13 protein-coding genes and 1 pseudogene are annotated in these 20,156 nt (G+C 68.3%); 9 read left to right on the plus strand and 5 right to left on the minus strand.

Annotation, left to right across the window (positions count from 1 at the left end; translation table 11 throughout):
- Positions 1–52 precede the first annotated feature (52 nt).
- The gene (locus tag ACFWZ4_RS03235; protein WP_439703770.1) at positions 53–712 is read left to right on the plus strand and encodes a response regulator transcription factor; all 660 of its coding nucleotides are present in this window, start codon (positions 53–55) and stop codon (positions 710–712) included.
- A 61-nt stretch (positions 713–773) separates the two neighbouring features.
- Here ACFWZ4_RS03235 and ACFWZ4_RS03240 read toward each other — a convergent pair whose 3' ends face one another.
- Positions 774–1,649 (minus strand): pseudouridine synthase, encoded by an 876-nt coding sequence (locus tag ACFWZ4_RS03240; RefSeq protein WP_439703283.1) that lies wholly within the window; start codon positions 1,647–1,649, stop codon positions 774–776.
- Positions 1,650–1,709: 60 nt separating this feature from the next.
- Here ACFWZ4_RS03240 and ACFWZ4_RS03245 point away from each other — a divergent pair, with 60 nt between their 5' ends.
- Positions 1,710–2,264, plus strand: a complete 555-nt coding sequence (locus ACFWZ4_RS03245) for a YaeQ family protein (RefSeq protein ID WP_439703284.1) — start codon at positions 1,710–1,712, stop codon at positions 2,262–2,264.
- An 81-nt stretch (positions 2,265–2,345) separates the two neighbouring features.
- On the opposite strand, the gene ACFWZ4_RS03250 is transcribed toward ACFWZ4_RS03245, so the two are convergent.
- The 3 genes from ACFWZ4_RS03250 to ACFWZ4_RS03260 form a co-directional block, all read right to left on the minus strand.
- A complete protein-coding gene (locus ACFWZ4_RS03250) occupies positions 2,346–5,651 on the minus strand; it encodes a PAS-domain containing protein (RefSeq protein ID WP_439703285.1) in 3,306 nt (1,101 codons plus the stop codon).
- Between the two features lie 57 nt (positions 5,652–5,708).
- Positions 5,709–6,731 (minus strand): extracellular catalytic domain type 2 short-chain-length polyhydroxyalkanoate depolymerase, encoded by a 1,023-nt coding sequence (locus tag ACFWZ4_RS03255; RefSeq protein ID WP_439703286.1) that lies wholly within the window; start codon positions 6,729–6,731, stop codon positions 5,709–5,711.
- A 184-nt stretch (positions 6,732–6,915) separates the two neighbouring features.
- A complete protein-coding gene (locus ACFWZ4_RS03260) occupies positions 6,916–9,141 on the minus strand; it encodes a TonB-dependent receptor (RefSeq protein ID WP_439703287.1) in 2,226 nt (741 codons plus the stop codon).
- A 208-nt stretch (positions 9,142–9,349) separates the two neighbouring features.
- On the opposite strand from ACFWZ4_RS03260, the gene ACFWZ4_RS03265 reads away from it, so the two are divergent.
- From ACFWZ4_RS03265 to ACFWZ4_RS03275, 3 genes are all read left to right on the plus strand, one after another.
- On the plus strand, positions 9,350–10,747 hold the full coding sequence (locus ACFWZ4_RS03265) for a GntP family permease (protein WP_439703288.1): 1,398 nt from the start codon (positions 9,350–9,352) through the stop codon (positions 10,745–10,747).
- A 209-nt stretch (positions 10,748–10,956) separates the two neighbouring features.
- Positions 10,957–12,786, plus strand: coding sequence for a translational GTPase TypA (typA, locus tag ACFWZ4_RS03270; RefSeq protein ID WP_439703289.1), 1,830 nt, complete (start codon positions 10,957–10,959; stop codon positions 12,784–12,786).
- 133 nt (positions 12,787–12,919) lie between these two features.
- Positions 12,920–13,234 carry a hypothetical protein gene (locus tag ACFWZ4_RS03275; protein WP_439703290.1) on the plus strand — a complete coding sequence of 105 codons (315 nt, stop codon included), beginning with the start codon at positions 12,920–12,922 and terminating at the stop codon, positions 13,232–13,234.
- Positions 13,235–13,259: 25 nt separating this feature from the next.
- Here ACFWZ4_RS03275 and ACFWZ4_RS03280 read toward each other — a convergent pair whose 3' ends face one another.
- Entirely contained in the window at positions 13,260–14,312 is a 1,053-nt protein-coding gene (locus tag ACFWZ4_RS03280; protein ID WP_439703291.1) for a mechanosensitive ion channel family protein, read from the minus strand.
- 186 nt (positions 14,313–14,498) lie between these two features.
- On the opposite strand from ACFWZ4_RS03280, the gene ACFWZ4_RS03285 reads away from it, so the two are divergent.
- From ACFWZ4_RS03285 to ACFWZ4_RS03300, 4 genes and pseudogenes are all read left to right on the plus strand, one after another.
- The gene (locus ACFWZ4_RS03285; RefSeq protein WP_439703292.1) at positions 14,499–15,836 is read left to right on the plus strand and encodes a phospholipase D-like domain-containing protein; all 1,338 of its coding nucleotides are present in this window, start codon (positions 14,499–14,501) and stop codon (positions 15,834–15,836) included.
- Between the two features lie 12 nt (positions 15,837–15,848).
- Positions 15,849–16,634 (plus strand): annotated as a pseudogene (gene xth / locus ACFWZ4_RS03290) (exodeoxyribonuclease III); the annotation flags it as partial.
- A gap of 189 nt (positions 16,635–16,823) precedes the next feature.
- Entirely contained in the window at positions 16,824–19,550 is a 2,727-nt protein-coding gene (locus ACFWZ4_RS03295) for a M14 family zinc carboxypeptidase (protein WP_439703293.1), read from the plus strand.
- 186 nt (positions 19,551–19,736) lie between these two features.
- On the plus strand, positions 19,737–20,156 hold the full coding sequence (locus ACFWZ4_RS03300; protein ID WP_439703294.1) for a PepSY domain-containing protein: 420 nt from the start codon (positions 19,737–19,739) through the stop codon (positions 20,154–20,156).

Genomic DNA, 20,156 nt, shown 5'->3' on the forward strand with positions numbered 1-20,156 from the left:
TGCACAGAGGCGAACTCGACGCCACGGCGCGCACCCGCTAGTTTGCATGGCCATGCCTTCCCTGCTGATCGCCGACGACCATCCGCTGTTCCGCGCCGCCTTGCGGCAGGCGGCCATCGCGTGTGTCGCAGACTGCCAGGTCAGCGAAGCGGCCGACCTCGCCGACGCACTCGCCGCGTTGACGGCCGCCCCCGACACCGACCTGGTGCTGCTGGACCTGCACATGCCCGGCAGCCAGGGTCTGTCCGGCCTGGCCGCGCTGCGCGGCCAGCATCCTGGCGTGGCGGTGCTGGTGGTGTCGGCGCACGACGAGCCGCGCACCGTGCGTCGGGTGCTCGACCACGGTGCGGCCGGCTTCATCCCCAAGAGCGCCACGCCCGCCCAGATCGGCGAAGCGATCCGCACCGTGCTCGACTGCGGCAGCTGGGTCCCTCCGGGCCTGGCCAGCGCGGTCAGCGCGCTCGCGCCCGATCCGAAAGACGCCGACCTCGCCGCCCGCCTGGCGCGCCTGACCGAACAGCAATACCGCGTGCTGGCGCTGATCGGCGAAGGCCTGCTCAACAAGCAGATTGCCGATCGACTGGCCATCCAGGAGCGCACGGTCAAGGCTCACGTGACGGCGATCTTCGAAAAGCTCGGCGTGCGCAACCGCACGCAGGCCGGTTTGCTGCTGCGTTCGCTGGACCTGGGCGAGCCGTCGCGCGTCCTGTAGGAGCGCACCGGGTGCGCGACCGCGGCGTACCCGCACCGCAGGCCCACGCACAGGTGCACGCCTACAAGGGTTCGAGCGACAACCTGCTGCGGAACTCCCGCGCCTGCCCGCTCAACGGATCGACGAACGCCAGCCCGCGCGCCAGCAACTGCAGCGGCCGGCTGAAATCGTCTTCTGCCCGTTCCTGCAGCTGCGGATAAAAGCGGTCGTTGCGGATCGGCGCACCAAGCGCCGCCATGTGCACGCGCAACTGGTGCTTGCGCCCGGTGTGCGGCTCCAACGCGTAGCGCCACAGCTGTGCGCCCCGTTCGAGCACATCCACACGCGTCTGGCTGTTCGCTTCGCCCTCCACTTCGCGCATGCGGAAGAACGGCTCGCCCGCCTCCAGCCGCGAACGGTGCAGGTGCGGTAGCGCAAGTTGCGGCAAGGGCGCGGCCAGTGCCTCGTAACGCTTGACGATGCGCCGCTCGCGGAACAGTGACAGATAGGCATCCCGCGTAGCCGGCCGCGCCGAGAACAGCACCAGCCCGGCAGTCTCGCGATCGAGCCGGTGCAACGGCACCAACGCCGGATTGCCCAGCCGGCGCACCAGGCGCGCCAGCAAAGTCTGCTGCACATAGCCGCCGGCCGGGACCACCGGCAGGAAATGGGGTTTGTCGACTACTACCAGGTGTTCGTCGACATGCAGCACTACCTCTTCGCCGGGAATCGCCGGTTCGCTCTCGACCTCGCGGAAATATTTCAGCTTCATGCCGGCGCGGCCGGGCGTGTGTTCGTCGATCGGGATGTCGCTGGCATCCATCACGCGGCCACGGCGGATCCGGTCCAGCCACTGCGCGCGGCCGATCCGTGGAAAGCATGCGCACAGCCCGTCGAGCGCGGTCACCCAGTCGCCTTCGGGCAGGTGCACGGTGCTGGGCGCGGTCGCGTGGATCATCCGGACAGCTTAGCGCCGGCCGCGGCGTACAATGGCCGATTACCCGCAGCAGGCACGACCATGGCCCTCAACGCCACCATCCACAAAGCCGAGCTGTCGATCAGCGACATGGATCGGCACTACTACGCGACCCACGCATTGACCCTCGCCCGCCATCCCTCGGAAACCGAGGAGCGACTGATGGTCCGGTTGCTCGCCTTCGCGCTGCACGCGGACGACCGGCTGGAGTTCGGCAAGGGCCTGAGCGACGAGGACGAGCCCGCGCTGTGGCGGCGTGCGTACACCGACGAGGTGGAGCAGTGGATCGAACTGGGCCAGCCGGACGAGGCCCGCATCCGCAAGGCCTGCGGGCGCGCACGGCAGGTCGTGGTCGTCAACTACGGTGGCCGCGTCGCTGACATCTGGTGGGACAAGGTCGGCAATGCGCTCTCGCGCAACGACAACCTGACCGTGCTCGACATCGACGAAGCCACCGTGCGCGGGATCACCGCCCTGTGCGACCGCGGCATGCGGCTGCAGTGCCTGATCCAGGATGGCGAATTGCAGCTGATCAGCGGCGACACCACGGTCGCGATCCGCCCCCGTGCACGCATGGGCGAATACGCCGCCGCCTGACGATGGGGTTGCCCCGCAGGAGCCCGGCTGTGCGCGACCGCCATTCACTACCGCGTCCCGCGGTCGCGCACGGGTGCGCTCCTACACTCGCACGTCAGCCGTCACGCGCTGCAGCAACTGGCGCAACGCCAGCGGCTTGAGCGGCTTGTAGAGCACGCCGATCCCCGCATCGAGCAGCCGCTGGCGCAGCTCGCCGTCACGGTCGGCGGTCAGCATCACGGTCGGCACGTCCGGGTGGCGCCCGCTCAGTTCGCGCCAAACGTCCCAGCCGGTACGCCCCGCGTCGAGGTGATAGTCGAGGATGTGCAGGTCCGCCTGCCACGGTGCCGCGAGCGCCTGGGCCGCATCGCGGGCGGCATGCACCTGCCAGCCCCAACCGGTGAGCAGCGTGCTTAGCGCGGCCAGCGCCGCCGGTTCGTTGTCCAGCACCAGCGCTCGCCCGGCCGGCAGCGGCTGAAGCGTCGCCGTGGCCGCTGGCACGCTCGCCGGCATTCGCGCCACCGGCACGGCCAGGTCGAACACGCTGCCGTGGCCCGGCCACGAGCGCAGCCCCAGCGGATGCCCGAGCAGACCGGCCATGCGCCGGGCGATCGACAGCCCCAGGCCGAGCCCCTGCCCGCCCGCGGCGCTGCCGCGCCGGAACTCCTGGAAGATCATCGCGCGCTCCTGCGGCGCGATGCCCGGACCGGTATCCCACACCTCCACGCGCAGCTGCGCGCCGCAACGGCGCACACCCAGCAGCACGCGGCCGTGTTCGGCGTAGCGCAACGCGTTGGAGAGGAAGTTCTGCAGCACCCGGCGCAGCAGTTGCGGATCGGAATGCACCCAGGCACGCGTGCCGACTACGTCCAGCCGCACGCCGCGGTCCTGGGCGATGGCGCGGAACTCGGCGGCAAGCGGATCGAGTACCTCGGCCAGCGCGAAGACGCGCGGCTGCGGCTGCAGCCGACCACCCTCCAACCGCGCGATGTCGAGCAGGCCGGCGAGCAGGCCCTCGGTCGCGGTGAGCGCGCCATTGAGGTTGCCGGCGATGGCTGCGTCGGCCCCGTGCTCGGTCAGCGTATGCGCGAACAGCTGCGCCGCGTGCAACGGCTGCATCAGGTCGTGGGTGACGGCGGCCAGGAAGCGGCTCTTGGCCTCGTTGGCGCGTTGCGCCTCGGCGCTGGCGGCGGCCAGCGCACGGGTGCGCTCTTCCACGCGCAATTCGAGCGTCTCGTTGACCTTCTTCAGCGCGTCCTCGGCGCGGCGGAATGCGGTGACGTCGGTGAAGGTGGCGACGAAGCCGCCGCCGGGCATCGGATTGCCGCGGATCTCCACGATCGTGCCGTCGGGAAAACGACGCTCGGACAGGTGCCGCGTGCCGGCCTGCATGTGGGTCAGCCGGCGCTGCACGCGGGTTTCGACGTCGCCTTCGCCGATCAGGCCCTCGCCAATGATGAAGCGCGTGAGGTCGGCGACCGGGCGGCCGATCTGCAGCATCTCGTCGGGGTACTGGAACAGCCGCGCGTAGCAGCGGTTCCAGGCCACCACGCGCAGGTCCGCGTCGACCACGCAGATGCCCTGGCTCATGTTCTCCAGCGCCGCCTCCAGTACGCGCTGGTTGAAGCGCAGGTCCTGGGTGGCTTCGCCGACGATCGCCGCGACGGTGTCCAGTTGCGCGCTGCCCTGCTTGTGCACCACTTCCAGCAGCAGCCGCGCCGACGCCGCACCGATCACCGCGGCCAGCTCATGCTCGACCGCGTCGACCCGCGCATGGCCGGCGGCGCCCTGCGCCGGCGCGGTGGCGAACAGGTGCCCCACGCGCTCGGGCGGCAGGAAACGCTCGGCCAGCGCGCGCAGCTCCACCACCCCGACATCGCCGACGCCCGCCACGCGCGTGGCCTGGCCAAAGCGCGACTGGGCCACCAGCCACGTCACCGCCACGTTCGCCGCCAGGCTCAACACCACGGCGCGGCCGAGCTGGCTCCAGTCGCCCAGCCCGAGCAGTCCGCCGGGCGACAACCAGGCGATGCCCATCGGACCGTGCAGCAACCCCGCCGGCATCGCCGGCCACAGCGAGGGCAGCACCACGTAGAGCCACACGAGCGTGCCGCAGGCCAGCCCCGCGGTCACCGCACGCGGCCCGACCTGCGGCCGGTACACCGCCGCGAGCAGCGCCGGCGCCAGCCCCGCCAGCGCGGAGAACGAGATTGCGCCGATGTCGGCCAGCGCCTCATGGCTGGCCAGCACGCGGCTGTAGCCCCAGGCCAGCAGGATCACCACTACGATCGCCACGCGGCGCTGGTTGATTACCTCGCCACGCAGGTCGCCACGCTCGTCGCGGCCCCAGCCGGCGCGCACGCGCAACGGAGCGATGAAGTGATTGACGATCATCAGGCTGAGCGCCAGCGTGGCGACCACCACCATGCTGGTGGCGGCGCTCAGGCCGCCGAGGAACGCCACCAGCGCCAGCGCGTGCTGACCGCGCGCCAGCGGCAACGCAAGCACGTAGAGGTCCGACGGAACGCCGCTGGGCCCGAGCCACGCATCGCCGAGCTTCGCCAGCGGCAGGATCGGCAGGGCGATCAGCAGCATGTACAGCGGGAACAACCATCGCGCGGTGCGCAGGTGACCGCCGTCGCGACACTCGACCACGCCGGCATGGAACTGGTGCGGCAGGGTGAACATCGCCAGTGCGCCCAGCAGGATCAGGGCCGGAAAGCCGGTGCTCTCGTGTGGCAGCGCCGGCACCGGCGGCAGGCCGGCGGGCAGCGGGGTGAACAGCAGCGTGCCCAGCGCCAGCATCGCGCCTAGCTTGAACAGCGATTCGAACGCCATCGCCAGCACCAGCCCGCGGTTGTGCGCCGTGGTGGACGCGCGGCGGGTGCCGAACAGCATCGCGAACAGCGCCATCAGCAGCGCGATGTAGAGCGCGCTGTCCTGCCATGGCTCGGACTCGGCGAGCTGGCCGTGGCTGAGCAGCATGTAGCTCATCGCCACGGCCTTCAGCTGCAGCGCGATGTAGGGAACGATGCCCAGCACCACCACCGCGGTGACCAGCGCCGCCAGCCCCGAGTGGCGCCCCAGCCTCACCGCGATCAGGTCGGCCAGCGAGCCGGCGTTGTACTCGCGCGCCAGCTCCACCAGCCGCCGCAGCACGGCGATCGCCAGCAGGTACATCAGGATCGCGCCGACGAAGGTCGGCGGCAGCCACCAGCCCGAGCGGCTGGCCTGGGTCACCGTGCCGTAGAAGGTCCAGGAGGTGCAATGGATCGCCAGCGACAGCGCATAGACGACCGCCCAGCGCTTCTCGAACAGCCGCGGGCGCCGCTCGCCGAGCAAGGCGACGCCGAACAGCAGGCCCAGCCAGCAGGCGGCGGCTAGGGCGATCAGGGTGGGGCTGGGCATGGCGTTACACGCTGCGCGGTGCGCTCCTCTCCCGGGCAGAGGGAGCGGAGCGTGGGCTCATCGGGTGGCGGGCAGCCCCAGCGCGTGCACGGCGTCGACCAGCCAGCGCAGCTGCACGCCCTGGCGGGTGTCGTAGTCGGCTCCGGAGTATCCCCACCAGTCCCAGCATGCTTGCGGATTCAAGGGCGCAAAGCTCGCGCGTGCCTGAGGGTACAGCACGGCCACGTCGTACGCGTCGGCCCAGCGGTTGAAGCCGGCGTCGCGCACGAACGCCTCGCCCACCGCCTCGGCGTTCTGCTTGCAGCCGTGCAGCGCGACCAGCAGGCCGCAGGGTTTGCCGGCGGCGCAGGAGGGCGGCAGGTAGACATAGCCCTCGGCGGCGAGGAAAGCATCCTTGCCGTCCGGGCGCAGTGCGTCCTGATCGAAGGTGTGCAGCTCGCCGCGTGATGCGGCCACGGCGTGGGCGGGTTTGCCGAACAGTTCGGCGAAGATCGCACCCGCCGCATCGAAACCGCAGTGACCGAGGAACGGCGACACCGACTTGTCGCAATCGTCGCCCTTCCCCGCCACCGGCAGGTTGTGCGCGAAGGCGCGTGCGCCATCGTCGCGCACCCGCATGTTCGCGAGACCCGGCACGCTGTCACGCAGGGTTTCGTAGAAGCGCGCGCCTGCCCCGGCCACCGACGGCGCGACCATGGCGTCGTCCCTGCCGTGCAGCAGGTAGACGTGCGATCCCGCCAGATCCGCGAGCGGTCCGATGCGACCGTCGGCCGACAGTTTCCGTGCGCGGGCGACCAGCGCGTCCACGTCGGGCGCCGGAGTGCCTTTCATGCAGCTTCCGAGCGCCGTGGCGAGCTGGCCGCCGGCGCAACCGTACGGGCCGCCGGCGACGATGGCGGCGCCGTGGAAGATTTCCGGATAGGCGAGCTGCGCCTGGGTGGCCATGTAGGCGCCGGAGGAAAGGCCGGCCACGGCGACGCGCGTGGGGTCGAGCTTCAGCTTCGGCAGCGGCGAGGCGTCGCCGGCATGGGCAACCACGCTGGCGAACAGGAGGGCCAGCAGGCCGAGGGTCTTGCGCATGTCGATCTCCGGCGATCGTTTCAGGAGCGCACCTGTGCGCGACCGTCGTCTTCCCTGTCGCTCAGGTGCGCCCCTACAGGATAGGCGGGAAGTCCACCGTTTCCCCCGCAGGCAGGAAAGGAGCCGGGCGGCGGGGAGGTGGCATCCCGGCGCCTCCCCTGCTGCAGAAGGAAAAGGCCCGGCGTCAGAACCTGTACTTCGCGCTCAGCGTGACCATCCGCGGCGCACCGTAGAAGCCGGTGTAGATGCCCAGCGCGCCGACGTTGTAGCCGGTGGCGCGATAGGACTTGTTGGCCAGGTTGGTGCCCTGCAGGCTGAGCGACCAGGGGTCGTTGACCTGCCAGATCACGCCGGCGTTCCACAGGCCGTACGCCGGCTGCGCGATCAGCGGCGACAGCGTGGTCTCCGGGTAGACCATGGTCTGGTAGGTGTAGTTGATCCGCGCCGAGATGCTGCCGCCATTGGCCAGCGGCGTGGTGTTTTCCAGCGAGAGGCCACCGGACCACTTGGGCGCGTTGGTGAACTTCTGCTGGTCGGCGATGTTGACGCCGCCGGTCATGTACTGGGTGTACCTGGTGTGCAGGTAGGCGACGTTGCCGCGCAGCGTCCAGTTTTCCGACGGCTTCCAGGCGAACTCCTCTTCCAGGCCGTCGATGTGCCCCTTGCCGGCGTTGGTGAAATCGCCGAAGAAGCCCTGGCTGCCGTTGGGCAGCGTGTAGGAGCTGAACACCGACAGCTGGATGTTCGAGTAGACGTTGCGGAACAGCGCCGTATTCATCATCAGCGCGTCGTCGAAGAAGGTCATCTTGCTGCCCACCTCGTAGGACTGCACCTTCTCGTCGTCGATCGGACGGCACGAGGTGGGCACCGCCACGCAGTTGGCGCGGATGTTGTAGCCGCCGGAGTGGAAGCCCTCCGAGTAGCTGGCGTACAACTTCACGTGGTCGCTCGCGCTCCAGTCCAGCGAGACCTTGGGCGAGAAGTTGCTGGTGGCGTGCGAGCCGCTGAAATCGGCCAGCGTGGCGATCGGCGTGGTGAAGGTGTCGTCGGAGTAGCCGTAGTTCTGGATCAGCGCGGTCTTGGTCTCGTGGGTGTAGCGCAGGCCCACGTCCAGGCTCCAGTCGGGCGTCAGGTCCCAGGTGAAGTCGCCGTAGCCGGCCCAGCTCTTGGTGCCCATGCTGCCGCCGGTGCCGCCGAACTGGGTCAGGCCCAGCGTCGAGTACGGCGGCGAGCCCAGGAAGATGTTGTGGATGTGGCCGTTGGCGCTGCCGTCGAAGTAGTACGCGCCGAACACGCCGTGCACGGTGCCGCCGGCGTCGTAGTTGGCCTGGAATTCCTGGCTGAACTGGTGGTCGGTGTAGACCGCGTTCACGTCCGCGATCTTTTCCGGCAGCGTGTCGAAGTCGATGTTGGTGTCGGTCGAGGAGCCGCGCACCGCGGTGACCGACTTGAGCGACCAGTCCTGGCTGGCGATCCAGTTCATCGTCAGCGCGGTGCCGTAGAGCTTGGTGTGGTTGAGCTGGGCGAATCCGCTGCGGGTGTCGAAGTCGCTCTCCAGCGGCGGGTAGGCCGGGTCGAGCGCGTTGACGGTGAGCATCTTGGCGCCGCGCGGGTTGGAGTTGTCGCGCACGCCGTCGACCGACAGCTGCATGTTGAACGTGCTGGTGGGGAAGAAGCCGATCGTCGCGCGCGCGGCGTTGGTGTTCTTGTTGCCGTTGCGGCTGCCGGTGAGGATGTCCTCGCCGAAACCGTCGTTGTGGCCGCTGGCGTAGGCGATGCGGCCGCGCCACATCTGGTCGGCGCTGGCGCCGCCGATGCTCGCCTTGATGTCCTTCTCGCCGTGCGTGCCGGCGGTCACTTCCACCGAGCCTTCGGTCTTCACCGGCAGCGGGTTGGAGACGTACTTGATCGCGCCGCCGATGGTGTTCTTGCCGTACAGCGTGCCCTGCGGGCCGCGCAGCACCTCGATGCGGCTGACGTCGAACACGTCCAGCACCGCGCCCTGCGGACGGGCGAGGTACACGTCATCGAGATAGATGCCCACGCCCGGATCGAAGCCCCAGGTCGGATCGGCCTGGCCGACGCCGCGGATGTAGGCGGTGAGCGTGGTGTTGGAGCCGCGTGCGGCGTAGATCTGCAGCGAAGGCACCTTGCCCTGCAGGTCGGACAGGTTCTGCACGTTCTGCTTTTCCAGCGCCTGGGCGGTGAAGGCGCTGACCGCGATCGGCACGTCCTGCAGGGTTTCCTCGCGCTTGCGGGCGGTGACCGTCACCTGTTCCAGCTGTTTGGCGTTGACCGGTTTGCCGCTGTCCTGCGGCGACGCGCCGACGGATTGCTGCGCCAGCGCCGGCATGGCGAACGCCAGACCGATCACCATGCCGATGGCCAGACTCAGATGCGTGCGTTGCATGACTCCCCTCCCCTTTGGACGCAACCGTCGAGGGTTGCCTGTGGACGCAGCCATCGACGATGGGTGCCTTGTGATGCATCGATCCTAGGCACGAGGGGACGGCGGGACACTTGTACCTTCGTACAGTGCCCGGCCGCCGGTGCGCTGCCGATACTCGCCGGGCACTGGTCATTCCGGCGCGGCAGCGCGCCGCTGGGAAAAAAGGTCGATGGCTTTCCTGATCGTTCTGGTCGCGCTGGCGTTCCTGATGGTGGCGGCGTATCGCGGGTACAGCGTCATCCTGTTCGCGCCGATCGCGGCGCTGGGCGCGGTGCTGCTGACCGATCCGGCGCTGGTGGCACCGATGTTCACCGGCCTGTTCATGGACAGGATGGTGGGCTTCCTCAAGCTCTACTTCCCGGTATTCATGCTCGGCGCGGTGTTCGGCAAGCTGATCGAGCTGTCGGGTTTCTCCAAGGCGATCGTGGCGGCGACCATCGGGCTGGTCGGGCGCGGCCGCGCGATCCTCTCGATCGTGCTGGTCTGCGCGCTATTGACCTACGGCGGCGTGTCGCTGTTCGTGGTGGTGTTCGCGGTCTACCCGTTCGCGGCGGAGCTGTTCCGCGCCAGCGACATCCCCAAGCGGCTGATCCCCGGCACCATCGCACTGGGGGCGTTCACCTTCACCATGGACTCGCTGCCCGGCACGCCGCAGATCCAGAACATCATCCCGACGTCGTTCTTCGGCACCACCGCCTGGGCGGCGCCGTGGCTGGGCACGATCGGCTCGGTGTTCATCCTGATCGTGGGGCTGGCCTACCTGGAATCGCGCCGGCGCAAGGCCGCCGCCGCGGGCGAGGGCTACGGCACCGACCTGGTCAACGAGCCGGCGCCGTTCGAGCACGACAAGCTCGCCCATCCGCTGGTGGCGCTGCTGCCGCTGGTGCTGGTGGGCGTGGCCAACAAGCTGTTCACCGACTGGATCCCACGCGCCTACGGCGAGACCGCTTCATTCGCGCCCAGCGTTGTCGGCAAGGCCGAGCCCGTGGTGCAGGAAGTCTCCAAGCTCGCCGCCATCTGGGCGGTGGAGGGAGCGTTGCTCGTGGGCATCCTGTGCGTGCTCGCGTCCGCCTGGCGGCCGGTGGTCGAGCGCTTCGCCGAGGGTAGCCGCAGCGCCGTGGGCGGCGCGTTGCTCGCCTCGATGAACACCGCGTCCGAGTACGGCTTCGGCGCGGTGATCGCCGCCCTGCCCGGCTTCAGGCTGGTCGCCGACGCGCTGCACGAGATTCCCAACCCGCTGGTCAACGAAGCGGTGACGGTCACTGCGCTGGCCGGCATCACCGGCTCGGCGTCGGGCGGGATGGGCATCGCGCTGGCTGCGATGGCGCATACGTTCATCGCCAACGCGCAGGCCGCCGGCATTCCGATGGAAGTGCTGCACCGCGTGGCGGCGATGGCGTCCGGCGGGATGGACACCCTGCCGCACAACGGCGCGGTGATCACCCTGCTGGCAGTGACCGGGCTGACGCACCGGCAGTCCTATCGCGACATCTTCGCCATCACGGTGATCAAGACGCTGGCAGTGTTCGTGGTGATCGCGCTGTTCACACTGACCGGCCTGACCTGACGCCGGGCGGGCTCCAGTCCACCGCCCCTTTCCCGACAGGTGCGGGCGGGCTGAGCCCACCCTGCGGGATGCTTCCCACCTGCGAACGGGGCTGGCGCTAGCCGTTCATGCGCGGCACGGGCAAAAACCCCCGCAAATCCGTATAATTGCGGAGTTTACCCCTCCGAAACTTACGTGGCGGCTGACCAAGCGCCGCCCGGGCCTGTGCCATGTCCATCGAAAAACTGCGCAATATCGCCATCGTCGCCCACGTCGACCACGGCAAGACCACCCTCGTCGATCAGCTGCTCAAACAGTCGGGCACGCTCAACGAGCGTACCGTGCTGGCCGAGCGCGTGATGGACTCCAACGACCAGGAAAAGGAACGCGGCATCACCATCCTGGCCAAGAACACGGCCATCACCTGGCAGGGCAACCGCATCAACATCGTCGACACGCCCGGACACGCCGACTTCGGCGGCGAGGTCGAGCGCGTGCTGTCGATGGTCGACACCGTGCTGATCCTGGTCGACGCGATGGACGGTCCGATGCCGCAGACGCGCTTCGTGACGCAGAAGGCGTTCGCGATGGGCTTCAAGCCGATCGTGGTCATCAACAAGATCGACCGCCCCGGTTCGCGCCCCGAGTGGGTCGTGGAGCAGGTGTGGGACCTGTTCGACCGCCTGGGCGCCACGCCGGAGCAGATGGACTTCCCGATCGTCTACGCCTCGGCTTTGAACGGCTACGCTTCGCTGGACGAGAACGCCCGCGAAGGCGACATGACCCCGCTGTACGAAGCGATCATGCAGCACGCGCCCAAGCCGGAGGTCGATCCGGAAGGCCCGTTCCAGATGCGCATCAGCCAGCTGGACTACAACAACTTCGTCGGCGTGATCGGCATCGGCCGCATCCAGCGCGGCACGCTCAAGAAGAACATGCCGGTCGCGGTGATCGACCGCCACGGCAAGAAGCGCCAGGGCAAGGTACTGCAGGTGCTGGGTTTCATGGGCCTGGAGCGCATCGAGCAGGACACCGCCGAGGCCGGTGACATCGTCGCCATCTCGGGGATCGCGGAACTCACGATTTCCGACACCGTCTGTGCGCTCGACACCCCCGAGGCGCTGCCGGCGCTGACCGTCGACGAGCCGACCATCAGCATGACCTTCCAGGTGAACAACTCACCCTTCGCCGGCAACAAGGACCTCTCCGGCGGCAAGTTCCTCACCAGCCGCCAGCTGAAGGACCGCCTGGATCGCGAGCAGGTGCACAACGTCGCGCTGAAGGTCGAGCAGGGTTCGGACGCGGACAAGTTCCTGGTGTCCGGTCGTGGCGAGCTGCACCTGTCGGTACTGATCGAGAACATGCGCCGCGAAGGCTACGAGCTCGCGGTGTCGCGTCCGGAGGTGATCATCAAGGAGATCGACGGCCAGAAGATGGAGCCGATCGAGCAGCTGGTGGTCGACGTGGAAGAAATCCACCAGGGCCCGGTGATGGAGCGCCTGGGCGTCCGCAAGGGCCAGCTCAAGAACATGGAGCCGGACGGCAAGGGTCGCGTGCGCCTGGAATACATGATCCCGGCGCGTGGCCTGATCGGCTTCCAGAACCAGTTCAAGACCCTCACCCAGGGTTCGGGCCTGCTGTTCCACGTGTTCGACCACTACGGCCCGAAGGAAGAAGGCCAGATCGCCAAGCGCCAGAACGGCGTGATGATCGCCAACGCCGGCGGCACCACCCCCGCCTACTCGCTGGGGCCGCTGCAGGAACGCGGCAAGCTGTTCGCCGCCGAGGGCGACAACGTGTATGAGGGCCAGCTGGTCGGCATCCACGCCAAGGACAACGACCTGACCGTGAACGCGATCAAGCCCAAGCCGCTGACCAACATGCGCGCCTCGGGCAAGGACGACGCAATCCAGCTCACGCCCGCCATCAAGTTCTCGCTGGAGCAGGCGCTGGACTTCATCGACGACGACGAGCTGGTCGAGGTCACGCCGAAGGAAATCCGCCTGCGCAAGAAGCACCTGACCGAGAACGACCGCAAGCGCGCCTCGCGCGCAGCGTGATCATCGTCGCAACCGGGACACGAAAAAGCCGCCGCAAGGCGGCTTTTTCGTGCGCGTGCACATGGCGACCACGGCGGTGGGTGCAACGTCGGGACGTCCGGTGCGGGGGCGCCGGCAAGCGAAGGGAGCTGTCATGGAGATTTCGAGCAGCCGGCCGGTGTCCTTCACCCAGGTCGGCAACGAGCTGGATGGCTTGAAGAACGAAGTGGAAGCGATGTCGCTGGTGCTGCGGGCGCTGGTCGAATCGCACCCGGCGCCGGCCGAACTGGTCAAGCGCTGGCGCGAACTGAGTCGCGAGCCGATCGAGCAGACCCGGCCAAAGGGTTGCCACCAGGGCGTACTGACGCGGCGGGAGCGCCTGTACCAGACGCTCCAGCGCTGGTCGCATGCCGTCCACAGCGCCGAGATGTCCGGCCCCGTGTCTCCGCCGGGAAGAGAACTGGGGTGAGGCTGCGGCCCACAAAGGACATGGCCTAGCGGTTGTCGCCCCTGGGGAATTTCACCCGCTCCGGTTCGGCGTTGAGCCGCGCCAGCATGGTGCCGATCAGTCGCGTCTTGACGCTGCCTGCCTGGCGCGGGTCGACCACGTACCGCACGATCGCGTCCACCCAGGTGTTGGCGTCGATGCGGAACAGCACCGACGGCCGTTCGTTGACCTGCAGCTCGTCCACCGGCGTCTTGGCGAGCACCTCGCGGAAGATGCGCACATGCTCGAGCATGGCCTCGCCCAGCTCGTCCTCGGCCGCCTCGCGCATCACCTGCGCCACGAAGGCGAAGTCGCTGTTGTAGGCCACCTGGAACTTGATCTCGTTCCAGACGTACGGAAACACCGGCCAGGAATAGTTGTAGACCGGACTGGTCAGCACGTTGGCGTTGGGAAACTTGATGATCCGCCCGCTCGGGTGGTCCGAAGAAAGATAGGGCCCGCCGACTTCCCACAGCGTGGTGTCCAGGTAGGTCACGTCGATCACGTCGCCGGTGGCGTCACCGATCTGGATGCGGTCGCCCACGCGGTAAGGCTCGCGCACGAGGATGTACACCCAGCCGATGAAGCTGGTGATCGGTGTCTGCAGCGCGAAGCCGAGCACCAGCGAGATCAGTCCCAGCGAGGCCACCGCGGCATACCAGTTGGCGAACAGCACCGACACCACGATCAGCGCCAGGATCACGTACACCACCAGCCGCAGGATGCGCTTGAGGTTGTAGCGCGTCACTGCCGTCTGCGCGCGCTCGATGGCGAACGCCCGCACCATCCGCGAGGCCACCAGCGTCAGCACGATAGCCATGGCGCCCACGGTCGCGCGCCGTGCCATCGGCAGGTAGCGGCCCAGGATGCCGAAGAACTCCAGCCGCAAGAGGTAGAACAGCATGCCCAGCGCCGCCAGTACCAAGGCGTAGATGACCAGCCATAGCTTGTGACCCGAGCGCACCGCGCGCTGGTGCTTGTGGTGCGTCGCGGTGCTGGTGGCCAGCGCGCGACGCACGTCGGCGCGGCGTTCGACCTTGCGTACGGCCTTGTCGGTCATGGGTTCTCCCGGGGCGTCCACGCACAGCAGACAACCGCGGCGGTGCCGGACAAGTGAAGGCGTTGACCCCCGCTGCACGCACGCGCCGGATGATGAGCCTGGTTTTCGTAGAGCGCCCTTGCGCGCGCCCCGGAACCTCCCGGTCGCGCCCACGGGCGCCCCTGCAACCACCAGCCAGGAGACACGATGCCCGCCGAACCCGCCCGCCCGACCCGCGACAACGGCGAGGCCTCCCCGCCCAGGCCGCACTGGAAGCGGCGCCTGCTGTGGGCCGGCCTGGGCGCGTTCGCGGCGGTGGTGATCGGTGTGCTGGTGCTCAATCTGGTCCCGCAGACTCAGCAGCTGGTCCATCCGCTGGGTCCGTTGAGCCCGGTCGAGAGCCCGCAGTTCCGCCGCGAAATCGGCAACCTGCTCGGGCCGACGATCGTCGACGGCAATGCGGTCGCGGATTTCCAGAACGGCGCGGAGATCTTCCCCGCGATGCTCGAGTCGATCCGCGCGGCCAAGGTCAGCGTGGACATGGAGACCTACATCTACTGGTCCGGCCACATCGCCGACGAGTTCGTGCACGCGCTTACCGAGCGTGCCCGCGCCGGCGTGCGCGTGCACGTGATCGCCGATGCTGTCGGTTCTTCCAAGATGAAGGATGACGTGGTCGAGGCGTTGCGCGCCGGCGGCGTGCATTTCGAGTACTTCCATCCGCTGCGCTGGTACGACATCGACCGCTTCAACAACCGCACCCACCGCAAGCTGCTGATCGTCGATGGCCGCGTCGCCTTCACCGGCGGCGTGGGCATCGCCGACGAGTGGAACGGGCATGGCGACAAGCCGGACATCTGGCGCGACATGCAGATCCGCGTGACCGGCCCCGGCGCGTTGCAGATGCAGGCGGTGTTCGAGGACAACTGGATCACCACCACCGGCCAGGCGCTGCTGGGCGCGGAGTACTACCCCGACGTGGCGCCGGCCGGCGACGTCGCGGTGCAGACCGTCGCCAGCTCGCCCGAAGGCGGCAGCGAGAACCTGCAGCTGATGTACCTCATGGCGATCGACGGCGCGCGCAAGGCGATCGACCTGGAGGCGGCCTATTTCGTGCCTGACGACCTCACCATGGCCGCGCTCAAGCGCGCGCTCGCGCGCGGCGTGCGCATCCGCCTGGTGGTGCCTGGCCCGTACACCGACAGCAAGATCATCACCAGCGCCTCGCAGACGCGCTGGGGCGAAATGCTCCAGGCAGGCGCACGCATCTACCAATTCCAGCCGGCGCTGTTCCACAACAAGCTGATGATCGTGGACGGCTACCTCACCATCGCCGGCAGCGCCAACTTCGACAACCGCTCCTTCAGCCTCAATGACGAATCGAACGTGCTGGTGTTCGACCACGCTTTCGCGGCGCACATGACCGAGGTCGTCGATCGCGACATCGGGCGCTCGAAGGAGCTGTCGCTCGAACAGTGGCAACACCGCCCGTGGACCCGCCGCGTGCTCGACTGGCTCTCCGCGCTGGGTGCGGCGCAGTACTAGGACAGGCTCCCGATGGCCGCGCGAAAACCGCTCAAGGTCGCCACCTTCAACATCAACGGCGTGCGCACGCGCCTGGCCTCGCTGCTAGCCTGGCTGGAGCGCGAGGCGCCCGACGTCGTCTGTTTGCAGGAACTGAAGGCGCCGGACGAGGCCTTTCCCGTCGAGCCGATCCGCGATGCCGGCTACGGCGCCATCTGGCATGGCCAGCGCTCGTGGAACGGCGTGGCGATCCTGGCCCGCGGCGCCGATCCGCTGGAAAGCCGCCGCGGCCTGCCGGGCGACCCGAAGGACGTGCAGAGTCGCTACCTGGAAGCGGCGGCGCACGGCCTGATCGTCGGCTGCCTGTACCTGCCCAACGGCAACCCGCAGCCGGGTCCCAAGTTCGACTACAAGCTGGCCTGGTTCGACCGCTTCATCGACTACGCGCAGGGCCTGGTCGAGAGCGAACACCCGGTGGTGCTGGCCGGCGACTACAACGTGGTACCCACCGACGAGGACATCTACAACCCGCGCTCCTGGCGCAAGGATGCGCTGCTGCAGCCGGAGAGTCGCGAGCGTTACGCGGACCTGCTGGCGCAGGGCTGGACCGACTCGCTGCGCGAGCAGTTCGGCGAGGAGCGGGTGTACACGTTCTGGGATTATTTCCGGCAGCACTGGGAGCACAACTCGGGGCTGCGGATCGACCATCTGCTGCTCAACCGCGAGCTGGCGCCGCGGCTGAAGGATGCCGGGGTGGACCGGTGGGTGCGGGCGTTGCCGCATCCTAGCGATCACGCGCCCACATGGATTTCGTTGCGGCGGTAGGTGGATTGCTCCAGGAGAACCCATCCTCACCAGCCCTTCCAGGGATGAAGGGAGCGGCTCGCGGCGCGGTTATACCCGCCCTCCAGCGGAGCGTTGGGTAGAGATGGGTTCCCCGATGCCACAAATGCACGGCGCCCCATTTCTGGCAAAGTGGCGCGGCCGTCCGCCCTCCTCGGGGAATCCATGCGCCTCTTGCCCTGCCTCGCCGGCCTCGCGCTGGCCGCCACCTGCCTCGCCAGCCAGGCCGCCGACACCCTCGCCGCCAGCGCCTTCGCGCGCGACCCGGCCCAACCCGTCGACCAGGCCTACACCGCGCAGATCGCCCGGTTCACCACCGATCCGGCGTTCAACACGCCGCTGACGGACTACCTGCCCGCCTCGCCCGGCGTGCCCACGCCCCTGCAGCTGCTCGGCCACATTGCCGGCGCGGCGGACTGGCTGCCCTACTCGGCCGACGTGTATCGCTACTTCCGCGCGCTGGACACCGCCAGTCCGCGGGTGAAGGTGTTCAGCATCGGCAAGACCGAAGAAGGCCGCGAGATGATCGCGGTGGCCATCGCCGATGAAGCGTTGCTGGCCAACCTGCAGGCCAACGACGCACGCCTGGCGCAACTGGCCGATCCGCGCACGATCGGCATGGACGATGCCAAGGCCGATGCGCTCATCAGGGAAACCACCCCGGTCTACTACGTCACCGGCTCGATCCACTCCGACGAAACCGGCGCGCCCACCGCGCTGATGGAGCTGGCCTACCGGCTGGCGGTGGACGATGCGCCGTACATCAGGAACATCCGCTCGCACGTGATCACCCTGATCACGCCGATCGTCGAGGTGGACGGCCGCGACCGCATGGTCGATCTCTACAACTGGCACAAGGCGCATCCGGGCCAGGATTATCCCGACCTGCTCTACTGGGGCCATTACGTCGCGCACGACAACAACCGCGATGCGATGGGCATGACCCTCGCGCTCACCCGCAACGTCGCCGACACTTACCTCGGCTGGCATGCGCAGGTGCTGCACGACCTGCACGAATCGGTGCCGTTCCTCTACGACAACACCGTGGGCGATGGCCCGTACAACGCCTGGATCGACCCGATCCTCACCAGCGAATGGCAGCAGCTGGGCTGGGACAACGTGCAGAAAATGACTCAGCTCGGGTTGCCCGGCGTGTTCACCCACGGCGATTTCGATACCTGGAGCCCCGGGTACCTGATGTTCATCGCGGCCATGCACAACGGCATCAGCCGCCTGTATGAAACGTTCGGCAACGGCGGCGCCGACACACGCAAGCGCATCCTCGACCCGTCCGAATACGCGCGCACCTGGTACCGACCGAACCCGCCGATGCCGGAAGTGACCTGGTCGCAGCGCAACAACAACAATTACGAGCAGACCGGCGTGCTCACCGCGCTGGACTACTTCGCGCACAACGGCCAGGCGTTCCTCAAGAACTTTTACCTGAAGGGCAAACGCTCGATCGAGAAGCCCACCGAAGCCGGCCCCGCCGCGTACGTGCTGCCGGGCGACGACAAGCGCTCCGGCACCCAGGCCCAGTTGCTGCGCGTGCTCGATCGCCAGCACGTGGAGATCAGCCGCGCCAGCGCGTCCTTCAGCGTTACATTGCCCACCACCGGCGACGGCAAGAAGACGCACACGCGCCGCTTCCCCGCCGGCAGCTACGTGGTGCGCATGGACCAGCCCTACTCGCGCGTGGCCGACACCCTGCTGGACCGCCAGTACTGGTCACCCAAGGACCCGCAGCAGCATCCCTACGACGACACCGGCTGGTCGATGGGCGATCTGTTCGACGTCGAGGTGGTGCGCGTCACCGATCCGGACGTGCTGAAGGCATCGATGGCGCGGCTGGACAAGCCGGTCAGCGTCCCGCCGGGCCTGGCCGGCGTCGATGCGACGGACGCGAAGCTGCCCCGCGTCGCGCTCATGCACACCTGGCTCAGCACGCAGACCGAGGGCTGGTGGCGCATGGCGCTGGACCAGCTGGGCGTGCACTACGACTACATCAGCACGCAGGACGTGGCGCGCATCCCGGATCTGCACGCGAGGTACGACGCGATCCTGTTCGCTCCCGTCGGCGGCGCCAGCCTGCGCCATATCGTCGACGGCCTGCCGATGTGGGGCCCGCCGCTGCCCTGGCAGACCGGCCCGCTGACGCCGAACCTCGGCCACATCGACAGCACGCCCGACATCCGCCCGGGCCTGGGCGAGGCCGGCCTGGCCAACCTCAAGCGCTTCGTGCAGGAGGGTGGACTGCTGGTCACCGCCGAGGACACCGCGCGGTTCGCGATCGACGCAGGCCTGGCGCCTGGCGTGTTCGTCACACCCAAGACGAAATTGAAGGTGGTCGGCAGCGTGTTGCAGGCCGACTTCGTCGACCACGACAGCCCGGTCGCCGCCGGCTATGGCGACGATCTGGCGCTGTACAGCTCCGAAGGCCAGTCCTTCACCGTCGCCAACCTGCTCACCGGCGACCGCGGCCTGCCCAACGCCCGCGACGCCGAACGACCCACCGGCCGCGGTGGCCCGCAGGACGAGGACATGCCCGAGGGCCGCCCGTTCGCCCAGCCGCCCGCCCTGCCCGACGCCAAGCCCTGGCAGGCATTGCCGCTCAACGAGGACCAGGCCTACAACAACCCGTGGGTGATCCCGCGAGACCACCGCCCGCGGGTGATCCTGCGCTTTGCCGATGCCAGGCGGCTGCTGGTTTCCGGCCTGCTCGATGGCGGCAGCGAAATGGCGGAGCGCGCGGCTGTGGTGGATGCTCGCTATGGCAAGGGACATGTGTTGCTGTTTGCTGGCAATCCGATCTGGCGTGGCGAGACCCTGGGGAGTTACCCGCTGGTACTCAATGCACTGACGCATTTCGATCGGCTGGACCAGGGGCGCTGAGCCTCGAGACAGCTCCCTCTCCCCCGGGAGAGGGTACCGAAGGCGGTTGGGGGTTCAGGCGGAGCGGACGGTCGAAGCTCGAACACCCGTCTGCCTGAACAAATCCGCCGCGTCTCACAGCCTTTTCATCACCCATTGCCGTCTGCGCTTGAAGACTCGGGCGCACCACCCCCACGGAAAACGGCCATGAAAAAGCTCGCTTCGATGACCCTCGCGCTGGCGCTGGGCGCCTCCGGTGCAGTGATGGCGCAGCAGGCGATGACCGAGGCCCAGGTGCGCGAGTCGCTGATCCACCAGGGCTACACCGACATCGACGACCTGAAGTTCGATGGCGGCATGTGGCGCGCCGAGGCCGAGAGCGCCGACGGCAACGATGTGTCGCTGCGCATCGACCCCGAGAGCGGCAAGGTGTATCCGGACGAGAAGGTCTCGCGCCTGAGCGAGGACGACGTGCGCGCATCGCTCGCCACGCAGGGCTACACCAACGTGCATGACGTCGACTTCGACGACGGCGTGTGGCACGCCAAGGCCGACGACAAGGCCGATCACCGCGTCAAGCTCGTCATCGATCCGGCGAACGGCCGCGTGGTCGACAGCGACGATTGA

Source organism: Frateuria sp. GZRe12 (assembly GCF_051900535.1).
Lineage (GTDB): Bacteria > Pseudomonadota > Gammaproteobacteria > Xanthomonadales > Rhodanobacteraceae > Frateuria_A.